Source organism: Tistrella arctica (assembly GCF_039630945.1).
GTDB classification, from domain to species: Bacteria; Pseudomonadota; Alphaproteobacteria; order Tistrellales; family Tistrellaceae; genus Tistrella; species Tistrella bauzanensis.
Genome location: NZ_JBBKTV010000006.1, coordinates 464,511 through 485,186, shown reverse-complemented (window position 1 = coordinate 485,186; position 20,676 = coordinate 464,511). Strand labels below are relative to the sequence as shown.

Below are 20,676 nucleotides of genomic sequence, written 5' to 3'. Positions count from 1 at the left end.
ACGCGACGTCTCTCCACGGGCCGGGCCAGTCAGCGGCATAGCAGTCCTCCAAATCAGGGTGATTCAGAGAATCACGGCACGAGCAAGCCGTAAACCGCGTTAACCCGAGTTCGGGGCCCTGCTTTGCGTGCCACCGCACTTGACGGCGGGTGGCCGGGCGGCAACCTTGTCGGATGGCGGCGCGTACAACCCCGTCGCGCGCCCCCCGCCCCAAAAAGGAGCCCCGCACGTCCATGGCTGAGATCCCGAGCCTCGCCCGCGACCGCGAGACCGCCGCCCTGCCCCTGATCCTGGTTGCCGAGCGCGGCTTCGCCGCCTGGCGCGATGCGGCGGAACCGCAGATCGGCGCATGGCTGCAGGCCCAGGGGTTCAAGCCGCGCGCGGGCGCCCATCTGCTGCTGCCGGCTGCGGATGGCCGACTGGCGGGCGCGCTGGTGGTCACCGATGGCGAGCCGGGCCCGTGGACGATCGGCGATCTGGCCCAGAAACTGCCGGAAGGCCGCTGGCGGCTGGACCCGGAACCAGACGACGCCGAGACAGGCTTGCGGCTGGCGATGGGCTGGGCGCTTGGCGCCTATCGCTTCGATCGCTATCTGAACCGCCATGACGAGCGTCGGGCACCGGCGACGCTGGTCATTCCGGCGGGTGTGGATATCGACCGGCTGGGCAGTCTGGTGCAGGCACTGTCGCAGGGCCGCGACCTGATCAACACCCCCGCCGAGGATATGGGCCCGCCGGAACTGGCACTGGCCGCGCGGCGCATCGCCGAAGGCCATGGCGGGCGCTATGACGAAATCGTCGGTGACAATCTGGTCCAGCGGAATTTCCCGGCGATCCATGCCGTGGGCCGGGCCAGCAGCCGCAGCCCGCGCCTGATCGACTTCACCTGGGGGGATGAGGACCATCCGAAGGTGACCCTGGTCGGCAAAGGCGTGTGCTTCGACAGCGGCGGGCTGGACATCAAACCGCCGGCCGGCATGCGGCTGATGAAGAAGGATATGGGCGGCGCCGCCCATGTGCTGGCGCTGGCGCGGCTGATCATGGATGCCTGCCTGCCCGTGCGGCTGCGGGTGCTGATCCCGGCGGTCGACAATGCGATCGCGGGCGATGCCTTCCGCCCCGGCGACGTGTTGAAGACCCGCGCCGGGATTTCGGTCGAGGTCGGCGATACCGATGCCGAGGGGCGGCTGGTGCTGGCCGATGCCCTGGCCGAAGCCGCGCGCGAACAGCCGGCGCTGCTGATCGACGTGGCCACCCTGACCGGGGCGGCCCGGGTGGCGGTGGGCACCGAGATCGCCGCCTTCTTCGCCGCCGATGACGGGCTGGCGCAGGCATTCGAAGCGGCGGCACGGGCCGAGGACGATCCGGTCTGGCGGCTGCCGCTGCATCGCGGCTATCGCCATATGCTGGACAGCAAGATCGCCGATATCTGCAATGTCGGCGGCGGCTTTGCCGGTGCCACCACCGCCGCCCTGTTCCTGGATGCCTTCGCCGGCGAGGCGCGGGCCGGCTGGCTGCATCTGGACCTGATGGCCTGGAACACCCGCAGCCGCCCCGGCCGGCCGGAAGGTGCCGAGATCATGGGCGTGCGGGCGCTGTACCGGCTGATCGCCGAGCGCTATCCGCTGGCCGGGTGACGCGCATCGGCAACCACAGGGCGGAATTCACACGAACTATCTGATGATCCCGGCGTCGGTTCTGGCACACTATCGGTTCTTCAAGAAGAACCAGCGCAGGGAAACGCCCCCAGATGTTCCGCAGCTCGAAATCATTCCGCGGCCTTGCCGGCCTTGCCGCACCACTGGCCGGCATGGCGGCCCTGGCCGTGATGGCGACCACCCCGGCCTTTGCGGCCGACATGCCGGCCCCCGATGCCAGCCAGGGCGATGGCGGGGTTTCGGCCTTTTATGACTGGACCGGGCCGATCCCGGCGCAGGCCGGCCTGTTGCTGCGCAGCGAGCCGCTGCCCGCCGATCGCGGTCTGCCCGGTGCCGCCCGGCAGATGCGGATCCTGTATACCGCGACCGATGGCGTCACCGGCGATGGCCATATCGTGGTCTCGGGTGCGCTGTTCGTGCCCCGGGGCCGGGCGCCCGCCGGCGGCTGGCCGCTGCTCGCCTGGGCCCATGGCACGGTGGGGGTGGCCGATGCCTGCGCGCCGTCCTGGGCCGGGCGGTCGAAGCGCGATGTCGATTATCTGGGCCGCTGGCTGAAGGAAGGCTTCGCGATCGTCGCCACCGATTATCAGGGGCTGGGCGTGGCCGGCCCGCATCCCTATCTGGCGACGCGCCCCGAAGCCTACAGCACGCTCGACAGCATCCGCGCGGTGCAGTCGGGCGAGGCGGAGCTGGGGGTGGATCTGGGCGAGCCTGTGGTGCTGATCGGCCAGTCGCAGGGTGGCGGCGCCGCTTTCGCCACCGCGGCCTTCGCGCCCGATTATGCCCCGGATATCGACATCCGCGGCACCGTTTCAACCGGCATCCCGTTCCTGACGCCGCAGTTGATGACCGCGGTCGCGACCGCCAATCCCGACAAGGTCGATCCGACCATCGCCTATCTGCTCTATATCGGCCTGCTGGCCGAACAGGCGCCGACCAAAGTGCCGGCATCGTCGATGTTCACGGCAAAAGCGGCACCGGTGCTGGATCAGGCCCGCACGGCCTGCGTGGTGCCGGTGTTCAACGCGGTCACCGAGGCCGGGCTGACCCGCGCCAACACCATGACGCCCAGGGCGCTGGAGGTCATCCAGGGTCTGGCGCCCAGCCTGGCCTATCCGACCGTGAAACTGGCCCATCCGCTGTTCGTGGGCACCGGCGCCAATGATCACGACGTGCCGCCGCCGATGCAGAAGGCGGTGGTCGATGCCGCCTGCGCCGCCGGCACGGTGGTCGAGGCCCATGTCTATCCGGGGCTCGACCACAGCGGCGCGGTCAACGGCTCGCTGGGCGACAGCGTGCCCTTCGTGCGCAAGGTGATGGCCGGCCGCCCGGTCACCTCGACCTGCGGCCAGCCAGCATCCTGACCGGTGCTTGATATCATCCGACCCGGTATGCCTGAAACGGGCTGCCGGGTTGGATGCCTGGCGATTACAAATGTCGGTCGACATCCATCCGGCTATGCAGAATCCGGATGACGTCAATCTCCTGCGATGTGATTTTAAAGATCACGAAATGCACGCCGATCCGCATTTTGAAATAGCCGGAGCGTACAGAAACAGGCTGATAGGTCCTCTCGTTTTCCCGACCGGTCGGGGCTCATCGTGCATGTTTCACCCGCATGCGTGCAAGGAACGCATCGCTGTCAAAAACCTGCGGCGGTCCGGAACGCTCGCCGTCGTCAATGGCGTCCTGCAAGGCGCGGACGCGCGCTTCATGTTCTTCAAGCAGCCGCAAGCCTGCCCGCACGACCTCGCTCGCCGATCCATATCGGCCCGTGTCCACTTGCGCCTCAATGACGGCAGCAAAATGATCGCCAATCGTGATCGATGTGCTTCCACTCATGGCCTGATGCTTCTGATGGCCCGACGCTTCTGATGGCCCGACGCTTCTGATGGCCCGACGCTTCTGATGGCCCGACGCTTCTGATGGATGGTCGATGCATATTACCATGGATCTGATCTGGTCGATCAGTGTCGATCAGCGGTGCCCTCCTGCCGCCGTTGCCATCCGGAGGCCGGAGGCTGGGGCATCCGGCCCGTCCGACGCGGCCGGTTCGCCCGCCGCGGTCGTCGCGGCACGATCGGCCGTGGCACGGTCGGGGGGCAAGGTGGCGCCTTCGGTGGCGAGCAGGGCGCGTTTGACCCGTTCGCCCCAGCGATAGCCGGCGAAGCCGCCCTGTTCGGGCACCACCCGGTGGCAGGGCACCAGCAGCGCCACCTTGTTGGTGGCGCAGGCGCGGCCCACCGCGCGCGCGGCGCCGGGATTGCCCAGGGCGCGGGCCAGGGCGCCATAGGTGGTGACCTGACCCGCCGGCAGCCGGCGCAGCGCCTCCCACACACGCAGCGTGAAGGCGCCGGCGCGCAGATCCAGCGGCAGACCGTGATCGTCCAGCCGCGCGCCATCCTGCGACAACCCCGCCAGCACCGCCTCGGCGGCGGCGCCGATCAGCCCGTGGCCGGCATCGGCCTCGACCAGCCGGGCCGCGGGGAAATCGGCACCAAGCCCGCGCAACAGGGCGGCGTCGTCGGGATCGATCGCGATCATGGCGATGCCGCGATCGGTGGCGGCGATCAGCAGCCGGCCATGGGGACAATCGAACAGCCGCCACGACACCGTCTCGCCACCGCCGCCGGCGGCGAAGCGGCCGGGCGCCATGCCAAGCCCGGCGGCACCACCGTCATAAACCCGCGCGGGGCCGCCGAAGCCGGCGGTATAGACCGCCTCGGTCACGCTCTCCCCCGCCTTCAGCGCGGCCCGGAAACGGTTGCGCTTCAGCCCGCGCAGCATGTCGGCCGGCGCCACGCCCAGCACCCGGCCGAAGGCACGGGCCAGCCTGCGGGTCTCAACCCCCAGCAGGCTGGCAAGCTCGGTGGCGCCCGGCACCTCGCAGCGCCGGTCGATGGCGCCCATGGCCGCCAGCACCAGCCGCTGTTCCGGCCCCAGCGCCTGTGGCTGCGGCGCACAGCGCTTGCAGGCGCGGAACCCCGCCGCCTCGGCGGCATGGGCGTCGGCGAAGAAGCGGACATTCTGGCGGAGTGGCGTGCGCGCCGGGCAGCCGGGCCGGCAATAGATGCCGGTGGTCAGCACCCCCAGCCGGAAGGCATCGGCGAACCGCCGGTCGCGGGTGACGATGATATGCCACAGCCGGTCGTCGCCGGCCTGATTGCCGGCCAGCGCCATGGCGGTGGCCGGCTGCGGGATATCGGCCGCGACGGGCCCGGCCGACGGCTGGATCTGGTGATCGGACATGATGGCGCTTCCTCGATGATCGGCTGGATCAGGTGACGGCTATCCTGCACCCGATCGGGGGCCGGCCACCATCCGCGACCGGACGCGGATGTCATCCGGCCGGTCAGCCGTTCGGCAGTGGCGTGCCGTCGGGTTGCCCCTCGCCGGCGGGTGTGTCATCAGGAAGGCCGTCGGGGAAGGCGGCGGCGATCAGCGCGCGGGTATAGTCGCTGGCCGGCGCCTCCATCACCTGGTCGGCCGGCCCCTGTTCCACCACCCGGCCCCGGCGCAGCACGATCAACTGATGAGCCAGCGCCCGCACCACCGCCAGATCATGCGAAATCAGCACATAGGCCAGCCGCCGGCGCTGTTGCAGCCCGCGCAGCAGGGTGACGATCTGGGCCTGGATCGATACATCCAGCGCCGAGGTCGGCTCGTCGAGAATGATCAGCGCCGGTTCCTGGATCAATGCGCGGGCGATGGCGATGCGCTGGCGCTGGCCGCCTGAGAATTCATGCGGGAAGCGGTCCTGCATCGCCCCCTCCAGCCCGACTTCGGTCAGGGCGTCGGCGATGCGCTGCCGGCGCGCGGCGCGGTCGGCGATGGGGGCGTGGATATCGAGCCCCTCGGCCACGATGTCACCCACGGTCATGCGCGGGCTCAACGAGCCGAACGGATCCTGAAACACGATCTGGAAGCGGTTGCGCAACGGGCGCAGATGCTTCTGATCGAGCCGGGCCAGATCGATGCCGTCGAAATCGATCACGCCCTCGGCCGTGGTCAGCCGGATCAGGGCGGCGGCGATCGAGCTTTTGCCCGAGCCGCTTTCCCCCACCAGCCCCAGGGTCTCGCCCGGCCGGAGCGTGAAGCCGACGCCGCTTGCCGCCTCGACATGCGACACCACCCGGCGCAGCAGACCACCCTTCACCGGATAGCGCACCGACAGATCGCGCACCGTCAGCAGCGGCGCATCGGTCTGGGGCACCGCCACCGGCCGGCCGCGCGGCCGTGCCGCCATCAGCATGCGGGTATAGTCGTGGCGCGGGTTCCGGAAGATCTGGTCGACCGGCCCCTGTTCGACCAGCAGCCCATGGCGCATCACCGCCACCCGGTCGGCCGTGCGGCGCACGATCGCCAGATCATGGGTGATCAGCAGCAGGGCCATGCCGCGCTCGCGGCGGATGCGGGCCAGCAGGCCCAGGATCTCCTCCTGCACCGTCACATCCAGCGCGGTGGTGGGCTCGTCGGCGATCAGCAGATCGGGTTCGTTGGCCAGCGCCATCGCGATCATCACCCGCTGGCGCTGCCCCCCCGACAATTCATGCGGATAGGCGTTCACGATGCGGCCGGTATCGCCCTGACTGTCGACCAGCGCCACCTCGCGCAGCAGGGCATCGACCCGCGCGCGGGCGGCGGTGCCCTGAAGCCCGCGATGCACGGCCAGAATCTCGATGATCTGACGGCCCACCCGGTGCAGCGGGTTCAGCGCGGTCATCGGCTCCTGGAACACCATGGCGATGCGGTTGCCGCGCATCCGGCGCAGCACCCGTTCGGGGGCGCCGATCAGCTCCATCGTCTCACCGCCGACTGCGACCGGTGCCGCGACCGGGGCCAGCCGGGCCCGGCCGGTGATGGTGATGTCGCGGCCCCGGGGCAGCAGGCCGAGCAGGGCCAGCGCGGTGACCGATTTGCCCGATCCGCTCTCGCCCACCAGGGCCAGGGTCTCGCCGGCGGTGACCTGGAACGACACCCCGGCAACCGCGCGGGTCTCGATCATCACCCGCCTGCCGTGATCCGTGCCGCGTGGGGCCACGTCTCCGGGCGCCGCCTCGCTCTGGAAGGTGACGGTCAGGTCGGTGACATCGAGCAGTGGGGCCGGGATCGCCGTGGCCTCGTTCATCCGCAGGCCCCCGCTCATGCAAAGACCTTCTTGGGGTCGAAGGCGTCGCGCACGGCCTCTCCGATGAAGATCAGCAGGGACAGCATCAGCGCCAGGGTGATGAAGCCGGAAATGCCCAGCCACGGCGCCTGAAGGTTGTTCTTGCCCTGATTGAGCAGCTCGCCCAGCGAGGGCGAGCCGGCCGGCAGCCCGAGCCCCAGGAAATCCAGCGAGGTCAGGGCCGTGATGCCGCCTGAGAGGATGAAGGGCAGGAAGGTGAGGGTGGAGACCATGGCATTGGGCAGGATGTGGCGGCGCATGATGCCGACATCGCTGACCCCCATGGCGCGGGCGGCGCGGACATAGTCGAAATTGCGCGTGCGCAGGAATTCGGCCCGCACCAGCGCCACCAGCCCGGTCCACGAAAACAGGGTGAGCAGGCCCAGCAGCAGCCAGACGGTGGGCTGGAACAGCGCCGACAGGATCAGCAGCACGTAAAGCTGCGGCAGCCCCGACCAGATCTCGATCAGCCGCTGGAACACCAGATCGGTGACGCCGCCGAAATAGCCCTGCACGGCGCCGGCGACGACGCCGATCACCGAGCTTGCCAGCGTCAGCCCCAGCCCGAACAGCACCGACAGCCGGAAGCCATAGATCAGCCGGGCCAGCACGTCACGGCCCTGATCATCGGTGCCCAGCCAGTTCTCGGCCGAGGGCGGCGCCGGCGCCGGCACCTGAAGATTGAAATTGATGGTGTTGTAGGAAAACCGCACCGGCGGCCAGATCGCCCAGCCATCGGCCTCGATCGTGTCCATGGTGATCTGGTCGCGGTAATTGGCCGGCGTCGGCAGGAAGCCGCCGAAATCGCTGTCGGGATAGTCGACCAGCACCGGCACATACAGCCGGCCCTGATAGGACATCAGGATCGGCCGGTCATTGGCGACGAATTCGGCCGCCAGCGACAGGATGAACAGCACCAGGAACAGCCACAGCGACCAGAAGCCCCGGCGGTTGCGGCGGAAATTGCGCAGCCGGCGACGGTTGAGTGGCCCGAGCCCGGCGCTCCAGCTGGTCAGCCCCATCGCCTCAAGCCCCCCGGCCTTCGAAATCGATCCGCGGATCGATCGCCACATACATCAGATCGCCGATCAGGTTCAGCAGCAGCCCGATCAGGGTGAAGATGAACAGGGATGCGAAAACGATCGGATAATCGCGGTTCAGCACCGCCTCGTAGGACAACAGCCCCAGCCCGTCGAGCGAGAAGATCACCTCGATCAGCAGCGACCCGGTGAACAGCAGCCCGACCAGGGTGGCTGGCAGGCCGGCCACCACGATCAGCATGGCATTGCGGAACACATGTCCATACAGCACCCGCCGCTCGGTGAGCCCTTTGGCGCGGGCGGTGATGACGTAATGCTTGCCGATCTCGTCGAGGAAGGAATTCTTGGTGAGCAGCGTGAGGGTGGCGAAGCCGCCGATCACCAGCGAGGTCACCGGCAGCGCCAGATGCCAGAAATAGTCGAGGATCTGTCGCCACCAGGGCAGATCGGCCCAGTTGTCGGAAACCAGCCCGCGCAACGGAAACCAACTGACCATCGACCCGCCGGCGAACAGCACCACCAGCAGAATGGCGAACAGAAAGGCGGGCACGGCATAGCCCACGATCACCAGCCCGCTGGTCCAGATATCGAAGGGCGTGCCGTCGCGCACCGCCTTGGCGATGCCGAGCGGAATCGACACCAGATAGATGATCAGCGTGCTCCATAACCCCAGAGACACCGAGACCGGCAGCTTGTCGGCGATCAGCGACACCACCGGCGCGTTGCGGAAGAAGCTGTCGCCGAAATCGAAGGTGACATAGCTGGTCATCATGTCGACGAAGCGTTCGACCGGCGGTTTGTCGAAGCCATAGAGGCTGCGGATTTCGTCGACCAGTCCTTCGGGCAGGCCACGGGCGCCGCGATACTCCCGGCCCGTGGGCACGGACGCGACCTCGCGGCCGCCGCCGCTGAACCCGGCGGTGGCATCGGACTGCGCCCCGCTCAATGTCGCGAGCATCTGTTCCACCGGCCCGCCCGGCGCGAACTGCACCACGGCGAAATTGATCACCATGATGCCGAACAGCGTGAATGGGATCAGGGCCAGGCGGCGCAGAATGTATGCGAACATGCCGGGTCCGGTCCTCCCTCAGCGGCCAAGATTGTATTTGCGGGCCAGCGCCTGATCCACCCACCAGGTGTCCAGATCGATCCCGTAATCGGGCAAGACCTGTGGGCGACCGAACTTGTTCCAATAGACCAGCCGGAAAGCCGGCAGATGGAAGTTGGGGATGACGTAATCGCCCCATAACAGCACCCGGTCCAGCGCCTTCACCGCCGTGACCAGGCTGCTGCGGTCCCTGGCATCGATGATCTTCTGGATCAGCGCATCGACCACCGGATTCTTGATTCCGGCATAATTGCGGCTGCCGGGGCGGTCGGCGGCATCGCTGCCCCAATATTCCCGCTGCTCGTTGCCCGGCGACTGCGATTGCGCCCAGACCTCGGTGATGATGTCGTAATCGAAGGTCTGAAGGCGGTTTTCATACTGTGCGGCGTCGACCATGCGGACATTGGCATCGATGCCGAGCCGCCCCAGGCTGCGGGTGATCGGCATCACGATCCGTTCCGTGGCGGCATCGTCGATCAGGAATTCGATGCGCAGCGGTTCCTTGGCGTCGGGGGCATAGAGCTTGCCGTTGCGCACCTCATAGCCCGCATCCTGAAGGATCTCGTAAGCCGCCTTCAGCCCCTCGCGGTTGCTGCCGCTGCCATCGGTCCTGGGCACGGCATAGGGTTCGGTGAACAACGCCTCGGGCAACTGGTCGCGGAACGGTTCCAGCAAGGCCAGTTCGGCGCCCTCGGGCACGCCGCTCGATGCCATCGAGGAGTTCTCGAAATAGCTGTCGGTGCGGGTATAGGCGCCATAGAACAGGGTCTTGTTCGACCATTCGAAGTCGAAGACATACTGCATCGCCCGGCGCAGCGCCGGGTCCTGGAATTTCGGCCGGCGGGTGTTCATCACCAGCCCCTGCATGCCGACCGAGATCCGGTGCGGGATCACCGCCAGTTGCAGCTTGCCGCTTTCAACCTCGGGCATGTTATAGGCGGTGGCCCAGCGGCGGGCGCTGTTTTCAAGCCGCAGGTCGTATTGTCCAGCTTTGAAGGCTTCGACCGACACCTCGTCGTCGCGGTAATAATCGACCACCTGACGATCGAAATTATGCCGCCCCACATTCACCGGCAGATCGCGCGCCCAGTAATCTTTCACCCGTTCCAGCACCAGCGAGCGCCCGGGATCGGCGGAGGCGACCTTATAGGGGCCGCTGCCGAGCAGTGGTTCCAGCGTGGTGGCGGTGAAGTCGCGGGTTTCGAAGAACGCCTTCGACAGCACCGGCAACTGCCCCAGAATCAGCGGCAACTCGCGATTGCTGGTGTTCGAGAAGCTGAACCGCACCGTGTGATCGTCAATCACCTCCGCGGCCTCGACCTCGGCATAATAGATCCGATACATCGGATGGCCCTTGGTCTTCAGCGTGTCGAAGGTGAAGGCGACATCGGCGGCGGTGACCGGGCTGCCGTCATGGAACCGCGCTTGCCTGCGCAGCGTGAAGGTGACCGAGGAATTGTCGGGCGCGATGTCGATGGTTCTGGCGATCAGGCCGTATTCCGAGAACGGCTCGTCGAGGCTCTGGACGGTCAGGGTGTCGAAGGTGGAGCCGACACCCGCCGAGATGCCGCGCAGCGCGAACGGGTTCAGGCTGTCGAAGGTGCCGCGCGCCGCGGTCTTCAGCGTGCCCCCCTTGGGTGCATCGGGATAGGCATAGGCGAAATGGGTGAAATCGGGTGGGTATTTCAGGTCGCCATACATCGACACGCCATGCGACGGCGCGGCATGCAGCCGGCCGGGCAGGGCGGTCAGGCCGCCGATCAGGCCGCCCGTCAGACCGATCATCACCGCCGCCGCCGTCATAAGGCGGCGTGCCGCATGCCCGGATCTGCGGCGCCGGCCGTCCGTACCGGTGCCCGCACCGTCGATCGCCGTGGTGTCCCCTCGTTCAGCCATCACCTGCCGCTATCCCCCTGTCGCTGCATCGGCTGCATCCATTCATGATAGGCCAAGTTCGGGCAATGGTAAGGCCCGTTCAGGCCGCGGCCAGAATTTCGAGCGCCGCGGCATGCGCGCGCCGATCGCCCGCGGCCAGAATCCGGCCATCGCCATCCAGGCTGAGCGGCCGGCCGTGCCAGTCGCTGACGATGCCGCCGGCGCCCTCGATCACCGGCACCAGCGCGCACCAGTCATAGGGCTTCATGTCGACCTCTGCCACCAGATCGAGCAGGCCCATCGCCAGCAGGCCATAGTTATAACAGTCGCCCCCCCAGACCACATCGGCGACCGAGCCGGCCAGACGGTCGAAACCCGGCCGGTCGGCGGGGCCGAACATGGCGGGCGAGGTGGCGGCCATGCGGGCCGGGGCCAGATCGGCGCAGTCGCGGCTGCGGATCACCAGGCCGTCATGGCAACTGTCACGGCCGGCGACACCCCACCAGCGTTCGCCGGTGCCGCCGGCATCGATCACCCCCAGCACCGGCCGGCCGCGAAAACACAGGCCAATCAGGGTGCCGAAGGTGGGTTTGCCGGTGATGAAGGCGCGGGTGCCGTCGATCGGGTCCAGAATCCACTGCCAGTCGGCCCCCTGGCGCACGCGGCCGTGTTCCTCGCCGAAGATGCCGTGGTCGGGCGCCTCGGCTTCGAGAATGCGGCGCATCGCCGCCTCGGCCTCGCGATCGGCCAGGGTGACCGGGCTGTGATCGGGCTTCACATCCACCGGCACGGCGGTGCGGAAATAACGCCGGGCTTCAACACGCGCGGCATCGGCCAGCCGGAAGGCCAGAGGCAGGCAGGCGGCGGCGTCTGCCGCGACGGATGCAGCGACAGATGCCGGATCGGCGGTGGGCGGGTTGATCGGCATCGATGCCTCGGATCATGGGGGCGGTTGCGGTGTGCAATACGAAGACGCCCGCCGGATCGATCTGATCCGGCGGGCGTCTTCATCACGATATCAGGGCCGCGACCATATGTCAGAACCGGCCGGGACTGATCACCGGTCGGATCAACCGGCAGAGGCCGGGGCTTCGGCGGCAGGTGCGGCCTCGCCCTCCGCTGAGGGGGCGGCTGCCTCACCCTCGGCCGGTGCGTCGGCGGCCGGCGCCTCGGCTGCCGGCGCTTCCGGCAGCGGCTGCGGGTTGTCGGACTGGCTGTTCAGATAGGCGATGACCGCGGCGCGATCTTCAACCTTCGACAGGCCGGCGAAGGACATCTTGGTGCCCGGCGCGAAATCCGACGGCTTGGTCAGGAAGTGATCGAGCTTGTCGAAGGTCCACTCGCCGCCGAGCCCCTGCAGGGCCGCGGAATAGGCGAAGCCGTCGGCCGAGGCGATCGGGCGGCCGACCACGCTCCACAGCTCGGGGCCGACCTTGTTCGGGCCGCCCTTCGAGTCGTCATGGCAGGCGGTGCAGCGCGCGAAGACCTTGGCGCCGGCCTTGGGGTCGGCGGATGCCAGCGCCACCGGGAAGGGAACCTCGGCCGGAGCCTCGGCGGCGCCGCTCTGTTCCACGCCCTCGATCACATAGGCGTTCTGTTCCAGATGTTCCGGCTCGTACACCATCTCCGAAACGACACCGACGACCATGGCGAACAGCGCTGCCGTCAGGAACGCGGCCATCAGCTTGTTGAATTCGAAGCCGGACATGCCCAATCCTCTTACACACGAAGCCCGACGGCCCACACACGAAGCCGGACAGCTAGGCACGGTTCGGCACGGGGTGGTGCCGCGCCGCAGGTTTTGTTAAGCGCCAGGATACCCGGGGCGGTTGTCGGGTCCGCCGCGACCGGAGCCGCAGCCGGACCCGGTCCGTCCCTCAGGGGACCATGGCACGGGTTCGCGTCCGGCCATCCAGGGGCCGGGTCGCGCGCAGATTAGCCACTTCCCCCGCGTCTGTCCAATCCCTATAAGGGGCGAAGCGGTGCCGCTTCCACGTGCAGCCGCCCCCCTGCGTCACATGGTCGCAACCATCAGGATGGATCTGCCGATGAACCCGCTGGTCGTGATCCCAACCCGGCTTGCCGCAAGCCGCCTGCCCCGCAAGCCGCTGGCCGACATCAACGGCCGGCCGATGATCCTGCACTGCCTGGACCATGCGCTGGCGGCCGGCGTCGGCCCGGTGGTGGTGGCCGCGGGCGATCAGGAGATCGTGGATGTGGTGCAGGCAGCCGGCGGCCATGCGGTGCTGACCGATCCGGGCCTGCCCTCCGGCTCCGATCGGGTGCAGGCGGCGGCCGAGATTTTCGATCCCGATCGCCGCCATGACGTGGTGATCAATTTCCAGGGCGACATGCCGGCGCTGGACCCGGCGCTGCCGCGGGCCGCACTGGCGGCGCTCGGCGACGGTGTCGACATCGCGACCCTGGTGGTCGAGACCGAAGACCCGCTGGTGCGCGCCAATCCGAATGCCGCCAAGGCCGTGCTGTCGATGCCGGCGGGCCGCCCGGCGGATGGTGCCGTCCGCACCGGCCGTGCCTTGTATTTCACCCGCGCCGATGCGCCCTCGGGCCCCGGCCCGGTCTATCATCACATCGGCTTCTATGCCTTCCGGCGCGCGGCGCTGGACCGGTTCGTGTCGTTGCCGCCCAGCCCGCTCGAACTGCGTGAACGGCTGGAGCAACTGCGCGCGCTGGAAGCGGGCCTGCGGATCGATGCCGCGATCGTCGACACCATCCCGTTCGAGGTGAACACGCCCGAGGATCTTGAGGTCGCCCGCCGGCTGCTGGTGGCCAGGATCTGAACCGGCCAGGATCCGAACCGGCCAGGATCCGAACCGGCCAGGATCCGAACCAGCCGGTGTCTGGACCGGCCCGGGTCTGAAAGGGGGGGCGGGAGCCGCCGGAAAACCCGGCTGCCGGCATGGACAGGCAGGGCGATGCGGGCGCAAGATGGCGCGCGCTTTTACCGACAGCTTCCCCCTGCACTCCGGAAACACCGCCCATGCCCGCCTCGTCATCCATGTCCCGCCCGGCGCCGCACCGTCCCGCCGACATCATCGCCTTCCAGGGCCAGCCCGGCGCCTATTCGCACATGGCCTGCCGCCAGATGTTTCCCGACATGGTGCCGCTGCCCTGCCCGACATTCGCCGATGCGATCGACGCGGTGCGTGAGGGCCAGGCCGATCAGGCGATGATCCCGATCGACAACACCCTGGCCGGGCGGGTGGCCGATGTGCACCGCCTGCTGCCCAGATCGGGGCTCAGTATTACCGGCGAGCATTTCATGCGGGTGAGCCATTGCCTGCTGGGGGCGCCCGGCGCCAGTCTGGCGGGGGTGCGCACGGCGCTGAGCCATGTTCACGCCCTGTCGCAATGCCATGTGTTCATGGAGGCGAACGGCATCCGGCCGGTGGTGCATTCCGACACCGCCAGTGCCGCCGCCCGGGTGGCCGAACTTCAGGATCCGACGGTATCGGCGATCGCCTCGCGGCTGTCGGCCGAGATCTATGGCCTGGATGTGCTGGCCGAGGCGATCGAGGATGCCGAGCACAACACCACCCGCTTCGTCGTGATGATGCGCGACAAGGTGGTGCCGGCGGCCGGCAACGGCCCGGTGGTGACCAGCTTCATCTTCCAGGTCCGCAACGTGCCGGCGGCGCTGTACAAGGCGCTGGGCGGGTTCGCGACCAATGGCGTCAACATGACCAAGCTTGAGAATTACCTGATCGACGGCGCCTTCACCCCGGCGGTGTTCTATGCCGATATCGAGGGCCATCCCGATGAGCGCCGTGTGGCGCTGGCGATGGAGGAGCTGCGCTTCTTTTCGACCGATGTCCGGATTCTGGGGATCTATCCGGCAAGCCCCGACCGGCTGGCCGGGGGGCCCGCCGGCGGGGCCGCGGGGCCGGACGGTCTGCCCTCGGGTCTTTGATATCGCCGCACCCGGCATCTCCACATCCGGCTGACCGGACAGGTCGGCCGCCGACGAAGGGCGACCCCACAGGATGGGCAGCGGGATCAGTGCCGGACTTGCCTGGGCGCTGCTTGGCGGCGCGATCGCGGCCGAGGTCATCGCCACCACGTCGATGAAACTGTCCGACGGCCTCAGCCGCACCGGGCCGGTGGTGGTGATGGTGCTGGGCTATCTGATCGCCTTCAGCCTGCTGGGGCTGGCCCTGAAGCGGATCGAGATCGGCATCGCCTATGCGATCTGGTCAGGGGTGGGCACGGCGCTGATCGCCACCATCGGCATCGTCGCTTTCGGCGAAAGCCTGAACCCGATCAAGCTGGCCTCGCTGGGGCTGATCGTGGCCGGGGTGATCGGGCTGAACCTTTCGGGTGGGCACTGAGTCTGGCGGGCTCTGAGTCGGGTGAGCACTGAGGCTGCCGACGGGCGCTGCCTGCGGCGTCAGTCGCGGCCTTCGCGCAGGTCGCGGATATCGCCGATCACCACCAGCGCCACGGCCGGGCCCTCGCCCAGATTGGCGTATTGATGGGCGACATGGGCCTGATAGAAGATCGCGTCGCCGGTCTGCAGCACATGGTTGACGCCACCGACGGTGACGCCGAGCCGGCCTTCCACCACCACCAGATATTCCTCGACCCCATAGCGATGACCGACGAAGGGGCCGGCGGTGGCGCCCTGGGGCACGGTCACCTGCACCAGATCCAGGCCCCGCGACGGGAAGATCGGCGACATCGACCGGCGCTCGAAGCCGGTTTCCGGGTCGACGAAGGCCGCCTGATCGGCGCGGCGCAGCAGCAGCACGTCGTGGCGGTCGTGTTCGCCCAGCAGGCTTGAGATGGTGACGCCAAGCCCGGCCGCCAGCCGCGCCACCGTGGCGGCAGACGGACTGGCCTCGCCGCGCTCCACCTTGGAAATCATCGATTTCGATACCCCGGCCTTCTCGGCCAGGGTCTGCAGGGTCATGCCACGATCGCGCCGCAACTCGCGAATACGCCGGGACACGCGGCTTTCGATCTGGCCGGCCTCGCCGGTGACCATGCCGTCGTCGATCTCGTCGACCACCGGGCTGCGCTCGCCGTCGTCGCTGTGCTGGCTGTGGCTGCTCATCATGGGTCCTTAGCGCTGACATGACCGCCGGCCGCGGGGGGTGCGGTGGCCGGAAGTGTCGCCGAGAATAACCGCGCGGCTTGCCCGCGGTCCAGCCATCGCCATCGCACAAAAAACAAAGGCGGCAACCGGGGCAGGCGATGGCCCCGGTTGCCGCCGTCGGCAGGACTGGTGCCGTCGGGTTCAGAAACCCTGATCGCGCGCCCAGGCGAAATACAGATCCCAGGCCTTGCGGGCGATGGGGCCGGGCTGGAGGTTGCGGTCCTCGATCCGGTTGACGGCCGCGACCTTGTTGAAATTGCCGGTCGAGAACAACTCGTCGGCATCCTTCAACTCGTCATAGCTGATCGGACGTTCCACCACCTCGATGCCCTCGGCGGCGAACAGGCCCATCACCCGCGCGCGGGTGACCCCGGCCAGGAAGGTGCCGTTGAGCGCCGGGGTATGGACCACGCCGTCCTTGACCATGAACAGGTTGGCCGAGGCGAATTCGGCGACATTGCCCTCGGGGTCGAGCATCACCGGGTTGTCGACGCCGCGCCGGCCGGCCTCACGCAGGGCGCGACCGGTCATCGGATACAGGCAGGCGGCCTTGGCATCGGTCGGCGCCATGTCCGGTCCGGGGCGGCGATAGGGGCTGAGCCCGGTGGAGAAGCTGCCCATCTCGTTCGAGAACGGGATCGCGAACACGGTCATGACATAGCGGGTCGAATCCGGATTCAGCTCGACCATGCCGTCCTCGGCATACATCACCGGCCGGATATAGGTGGCGACGTCGCGGGGAAACCGCTTCACCCCGTCGAGCGCCGTGCCGATGACGGTATCCAGATCGACCTTGGGCTCCAATTCGAAGGACTTCGCCGAGCGGAGCAGGCGGGCGCAATGGCCTTCCAGATCGGGAACCACACCGTCGAAGGATCGCGCACCGTCGAATACCATCGAGGCGAACTGATAGCCCTGGGACATCGGTCCCATGATCGAGGGATTTCCCTCAACCCAGCGGCCGTCGATATACGACCAGGCCGGCAGGCTCGACAGATTGGCGAAGGCCATGACGTGCTCCTGAAGACACAGCACCACTGCCGCACCACCTGCCCGGCGGGGCCAATGGGCCGTTCCGGAGGCGCGCGACAGGGATTCCGGGCGCGGAAGCGGGTTCCCGCACCGCAAGTCGAAGCAGGATACTCCCTTGCCGCGTGCTGTCAAAGCGAAGTGGACGGCGTTTCATCGCCTCTCGCGTTGGTTTTTCGCGGGGCTCTTCGCCGCTGCGGTTGGCGCGCGCGTCACAGCCCCGCCCGCTCGCGCAGGATGCGCGCCGGCGGCACGGCGAGCGCGCCGGCCACCGCGGCCAGCCCCACCGCCAGCGCCAGCCCGATCCCGGCCGTCAGCGACAGCAGCACCGGCCCGGCCGAGAACACGAAGTCGATCTTGAGCAGCCAGTGGGTGATGGCGGCGGCGGCGAGCGTGCCGCCGGCGGCGCCGATCAGCCCCACCACCAGCGCCACGATCAGGAATTCGATCGCAAGGCCGGTGGCGATGGTGGCGCGCGACGCCCCCACCACCTTCATCATCACCGCATCGAAACGGCGCTTGGACTGGGCGGCCAGCACCGCCGCCGCCAGCACCAGCGCGCCCGCCGCCAGCACCGCGAAGGCGGTGATCCGCACCGCCCCGGCAACGCCCTGGATGATCAGCCCGGCCTGTTTCACGGCATCGCCCACGGTGACCGCCGAAACGTTGGGGAAGCGGTCGGTGGTCCGCACCATCAGCGCCTCGGCCGCCGCCGGATCGCCGGCAATGGTGGCGATATGGGTGGCGGGCGCGCCGGCGAGTGCGCCGGGCGAGAGCACCATCACGAAATTCAGCGACAGGTCCAGCCAGTCGATCCGGCGCAGATTGGCGATTTCAGCCGTGATGGTGCGGCCCAGCACCAGAATGTCGATGCTGTCGCCGACCCCGGCGCCCATGCCGGTTGCCAGATCGCCATCGATCGACACCAGCGGCGGACCGCTGTAATCGGCCGGCCACCATTGCCCGGCCGTCAGCACCGTGCCCTCGGGTGCGGTGGCCGACCAGGACATGCCGATCTCGCCGCGCACCGCCCAGCGTTCATCCTCGGCCACATCGGCCTCGATGACCGGCTGGCCGTTCAGGCCCCGGATGCGGCCGCGCAATGTGGGCATGCGGGCGACGTTCGCGGGCCCCACCGCCGCCACCGCCATGGCATCGAAATCGGCGACCTGATCGGGCTGGATGTCGAGGAAGAAGTATTGCGGCGCCCGCTCGGGCAGGCTTTCGCCGATCAGCCGGGTCAGATTGTCCTGCACCAGCGCCAGGGCGGTCAGCACCATCAGCCCCGCGCCCAGTGCCGCGGCGATTTCGGCCGTGGGCGCGCCCGGACGGCGCAGACCCGCGACTCCCAGGCGCAGCGCCGGCCGGCCCGGCACCCGCACCCGCCGCGCCAGCGCCGCGATGCCGGCGGAGGCCAGCCGGAACACCCCCAGAGCCAGGGCGATCGAGGCCATGGCGATGGCCGCCAGCGCCGGATCGGCGGCGCCGGCGATGACCAGCGCCACCACCACCAGCCCGGCGAGACCGCCCGCCACCAGCCCCATGCGGCCGGTGCGGGCGCCGAGCGGCACCACCGCCGCGCGCAGCAGATCGCCCGGCCGCACGCCGGCGGCACGGCCGAGCGCCGGGGCGGTGAAGGCGATGGCGACGCCCAGACCGATCAGCGCCGCGCGTGCCAGCGGCAGGGTATAAAGCGCGGGCAGGATCGGGGTTGGCAGCAGGCCGTCGGCGAAGCTGGCGGCGATCCACGGCACGGTGGCGCCGCAGGCGACGCCGATCGCAACCCCGACCAGCGCCACCACCAGCATCTGCACGACATAGGTGAAGAACACCGCCCTGGGACCCAGCGCCAGGGCCTTCAGCACCGCGATGGTGCGGGCGCGGGCTTCCAGATGGGCGCGCGCCGCACCGGCGACGCCGATGCCGCCGATCGCCAGCGCCGCCAGCGCCACCAGTTCCAGATGCGTCGCCAGCCGGTCGACAAAGCCGGCGAGGCCCGGATTGGCGCGGTCGAGCGTGCGCGCCCGCCAGCTTTCCTCAGGATGGGCGGCTTCCAGCGCGGCCACCACGCCGCCGGCATCGGTGCCGGCGGGCAGCACCGCCCGGGTCATGTGGCGCGAGATGGTGCCCGGCGCATCCAGACCGGCGCGCGCGAGCCCCGCCTTTGACATCACCACCCGTGGCCCCAGCGCGAAGCCGAAGCCGCCCTGGTCGGGTTGGGCTGTCAGCGTGCCGACGATCCTGAACGCGGCATCGCCCAGCATCAGCCGGTCGCCGGGCTGAAGCCTGAGCCGCGCCAGCAGGGCGGCTTCGACCAGCAGGCCATCATCGCCCAGCGCCTGGGCGGGCGGGCCGGCCAGCGGCGGATCGGCCTGCATCCGGCCAACCAGCGGATAGGCCGCGTCCACCGCCAGCACCTGGACCAGCGCGCGATCATTGGCCGTGCCCGCCATGCCGGCGGGCGGTTCGGGGGCCGATGGCGCGTCGGTTGCGGGCGGAGTGGCGGCGGCGCGCGCGGCGGCATCTTCGGGCGACAGACGGGCCATGGCGCGCAGGTCGACCACGGCCGAGACCGCGTCGGCGCGCGCGACAAGGTCTTGCAGCGCCGCATCGGGCAGCGGCCGGCCGGTGGTGGCCAGTTCCAGATCGCCGCCCAGCAGGGCGCGGGCATCGCGGGTCTGGCCGGCGACCACGGCCGCGTCCAGCGCCCCGATGCCGGCCATGGCCGTAACCCCCAGCGCCAGCGAGGCCAGCACGATGCTGAAACTGCCGATGCCCCGGCGCAGATCGCGCAGCGCGAAGCGGATCAGGGCCATCCGGCGCGGGGTGCCGCCGCCGCTGGCGACGGCGGGGCGGCCCCGGCCGGCGCGGTCGATGCTGCCCACGGTCATTCGGCACCCGCCATGGCGCCGGAGGTGGCCGGTTCCGTGGTCAGGATGCGGCCATCCTCGATCCGCAGCAGGCGGTCGGCGCGCCGCGCCAGGGCCTCGTCATGGGTGATCAGCATCACGGCGCCGCCGGTCTCGTCGCGATAGCCCAGCAGGGCGTCGGAAATCATCCGGGCGGTGGTGCGGTCCAGATTGCCGGTGGGCTCGTCGGCCAGCAGCAGCGACGGGCGGTGGACGACCGCGCGGGCAAAGGCCACCCGCTGCTGCTCGCCACCCGACAGCGCCGCCGGGTAATGATCCAGCCGGTGCGCCAGGCCGACCCGCTCCAGCGCCGCCACCGCGCGGGCATCGGCATCGTCGGCGCCCGAGAGTTCCAGCGGCAGGGCGACGTTTTCCCGTGCGGTCAGGGTGGGGATCAGGTGGAAAGCCTGGAAGACGATGCCGATATGTCTGGCGCGCAGCCGGGCGAGGCCGTCCTCGCCCTGACCGGCCAGATCCTGGCCGGCGATCGCGACCCGGCCGGTGGTCGGCCGCTCCAGCCCGGCGACGATGGCAAGCAGGGTGGATTTGCCGGCGCCCGACGGCCCCAGAACCGCCAGGGTCTCACCCGACGCCAGGGTGAGGTCGATATCGCGCAGCACATTGACCGCGGTGGCCCCGCGGCCGAAGGTCACCGAAACGCCGTTCAGCCGGATCATGAAATAAGGAGCCCTTTTGTCGTGACCGCTTACCGACAGCATGCCGGCCGCACCGGTGCCGGTGCAGGGTGTCGCCACGGATATGGCGCGGATCTGC

The 20,676-nt window shown here is 69.0% G+C and carries 18 protein-coding genes; 5 read left to right on the top strand and 13 right to left on the bottom strand.

Annotated elements, in window-relative coordinates:
• The first annotated feature begins 233 nt into the window (after positions 1–233).
• The gene (locus WG924_RS16305; RefSeq protein WP_345934123.1) at positions 234–1,637 is read left to right on the top strand and encodes a leucyl aminopeptidase family protein; all 1,404 of its coding nucleotides are present in this window, start codon (positions 234–236) and stop codon (positions 1,635–1,637) included.
• A 113-nt stretch (positions 1,638–1,750) separates the two neighbouring features.
• On the top strand, positions 1,751–3,022 hold the full coding sequence (locus tag WG924_RS16300) for a lipase family protein (RefSeq protein WP_345934122.1): 1,272 nt from the start codon (positions 1,751–1,753) through the stop codon (positions 3,020–3,022).
• Between the two features lie 64 nt (positions 3,023–3,086).
• On the opposite strand, the gene WG924_RS16295 is transcribed toward WG924_RS16300, so the two are convergent.
• The 9 genes from WG924_RS16295 to WG924_RS16255 form a co-directional block, all read right to left on the bottom strand.
• Positions 3,087–3,188 (bottom strand): hypothetical protein, encoded by a 102-nt coding sequence (locus WG924_RS16295; protein ID WP_345934121.1) that lies wholly within the window; start codon positions 3,186–3,188, stop codon positions 3,087–3,089.
• A 66-nt stretch (positions 3,189–3,254) separates the two neighbouring features.
• A complete protein-coding gene (locus WG924_RS16290) occupies positions 3,255–3,500 on the bottom strand; it encodes a type II toxin-antitoxin system ParD family antitoxin (RefSeq protein WP_345934120.1) in 246 nt (81 codons plus the stop codon).
• A gap of 135 nt (positions 3,501–3,635) precedes the next feature.
• Positions 3,636–4,907 carry a bifunctional transcriptional activator/DNA repair enzyme AdaA gene (locus WG924_RS16285; RefSeq protein ID WP_345934118.1) on the bottom strand — a complete coding sequence of 424 codons (1,272 nt, stop codon included), beginning with the start codon at positions 4,905–4,907 and terminating at the stop codon, positions 3,636–3,638.
• A gap of 103 nt (positions 4,908–5,010) precedes the next feature.
• Complete coding sequence (locus WG924_RS16280) at positions 5,011–6,804, bottom strand: ABC transporter ATP-binding protein (RefSeq protein ID WP_345934117.1); 1,794 nt, start codon at positions 6,802–6,804, stop codon at positions 5,011–5,013.
• Complete coding sequence (locus WG924_RS16275) at positions 6,801–7,847, bottom strand: ABC transporter permease (RefSeq protein WP_345934146.1); 1,047 nt, start codon at positions 7,845–7,847, stop codon at positions 6,801–6,803. The genes WG924_RS16280 and WG924_RS16275 overlap by 4 nt, the downstream gene beginning before the upstream one ends.
• 4 nt (positions 7,848–7,851) lie before the next feature.
• Complete coding sequence (locus tag WG924_RS16270; RefSeq protein WP_345934115.1) at positions 7,852–8,934, bottom strand: microcin C ABC transporter permease YejB; 1,083 nt, start codon at positions 8,932–8,934, stop codon at positions 7,852–7,854.
• Between the two features lie 18 nt (positions 8,935–8,952).
• The gene (locus WG924_RS16265; protein ID WP_345934114.1) at positions 8,953–10,869 is read right to left on the bottom strand and encodes an extracellular solute-binding protein; all 1,917 of its coding nucleotides are present in this window, start codon (positions 10,867–10,869) and stop codon (positions 8,953–8,955) included.
• 79 nt (positions 10,870–10,948) lie between these two features.
• Positions 10,949–11,776, bottom strand: coding sequence for an inositol monophosphatase family protein (locus WG924_RS16260; protein ID WP_345934113.1), 828 nt, complete (start codon positions 11,774–11,776; stop codon positions 10,949–10,951).
• Between the two features lie 141 nt (positions 11,777–11,917).
• A complete protein-coding gene (locus WG924_RS16255; RefSeq protein ID WP_345934112.1) occupies positions 11,918–12,556 on the bottom strand; it encodes a c-type cytochrome in 639 nt (212 codons plus the stop codon).
• Positions 12,557–12,896: 340 nt separating this feature from the next.
• Here WG924_RS16255 and WG924_RS16250 point away from each other — a divergent pair, with 340 nt between their 5' ends.
• The 3 genes from WG924_RS16250 (at position 12,897) to WG924_RS16240 (ending at position 15,197) form a co-directional block, all read left to right on the top strand.
• The gene (locus WG924_RS16250) at positions 12,897–13,649 is read left to right on the top strand and encodes a 3-deoxy-manno-octulosonate cytidylyltransferase (RefSeq protein WP_345934111.1); all 753 of its coding nucleotides are present in this window, start codon (positions 12,897–12,899) and stop codon (positions 13,647–13,649) included.
• Positions 13,650–13,849: 200 nt separating this feature from the next.
• Positions 13,850–14,779 (top strand): prephenate dehydratase, encoded by a 930-nt coding sequence (locus WG924_RS16245; protein ID WP_345934109.1) that lies wholly within the window; start codon positions 13,850–13,852, stop codon positions 14,777–14,779.
• 73 nt (positions 14,780–14,852) lie between these two features.
• Complete coding sequence (locus tag WG924_RS16240; protein WP_345934108.1) at positions 14,853–15,197, top strand: DMT family transporter; 345 nt, start codon at positions 14,853–14,855, stop codon at positions 15,195–15,197.
• Between the two features lie 59 nt (positions 15,198–15,256).
• Here the strand turns inward: WG924_RS16240 and WG924_RS16235 are convergent, their stop codons facing one another.
• From WG924_RS16235 to WG924_RS16220, 4 genes are all read right to left on the bottom strand, one after another.
• On the bottom strand, positions 15,257–15,922 hold the full coding sequence (locus WG924_RS16235) for a helix-turn-helix domain-containing protein (protein WP_345934107.1): 666 nt from the start codon (positions 15,920–15,922) through the stop codon (positions 15,257–15,259).
• A gap of 183 nt (positions 15,923–16,105) precedes the next feature.
• Positions 16,106–16,975 (bottom strand): branched-chain amino acid aminotransferase, encoded by an 870-nt coding sequence (locus tag WG924_RS16230; RefSeq protein ID WP_345934106.1) that lies wholly within the window; start codon positions 16,973–16,975, stop codon positions 16,106–16,108.
• A 230-nt stretch (positions 16,976–17,205) separates the two neighbouring features.
• Positions 17,206–19,884, bottom strand: coding sequence for an ABC transporter permease (locus WG924_RS16225; protein WP_345934104.1), 2,679 nt, complete (start codon positions 19,882–19,884; stop codon positions 17,206–17,208).
• The gene (locus WG924_RS16220; RefSeq protein ID WP_345934103.1) at positions 19,881–20,579 is read right to left on the bottom strand and encodes an ABC transporter ATP-binding protein; all 699 of its coding nucleotides are present in this window, start codon (positions 20,577–20,579) and stop codon (positions 19,881–19,883) included. Before WG924_RS16220 ends, WG924_RS16225 begins: the two co-directional genes overlap by 4 nt.
• Between the last annotated feature and the right edge of the window lie 97 nt (positions 20,580–20,676).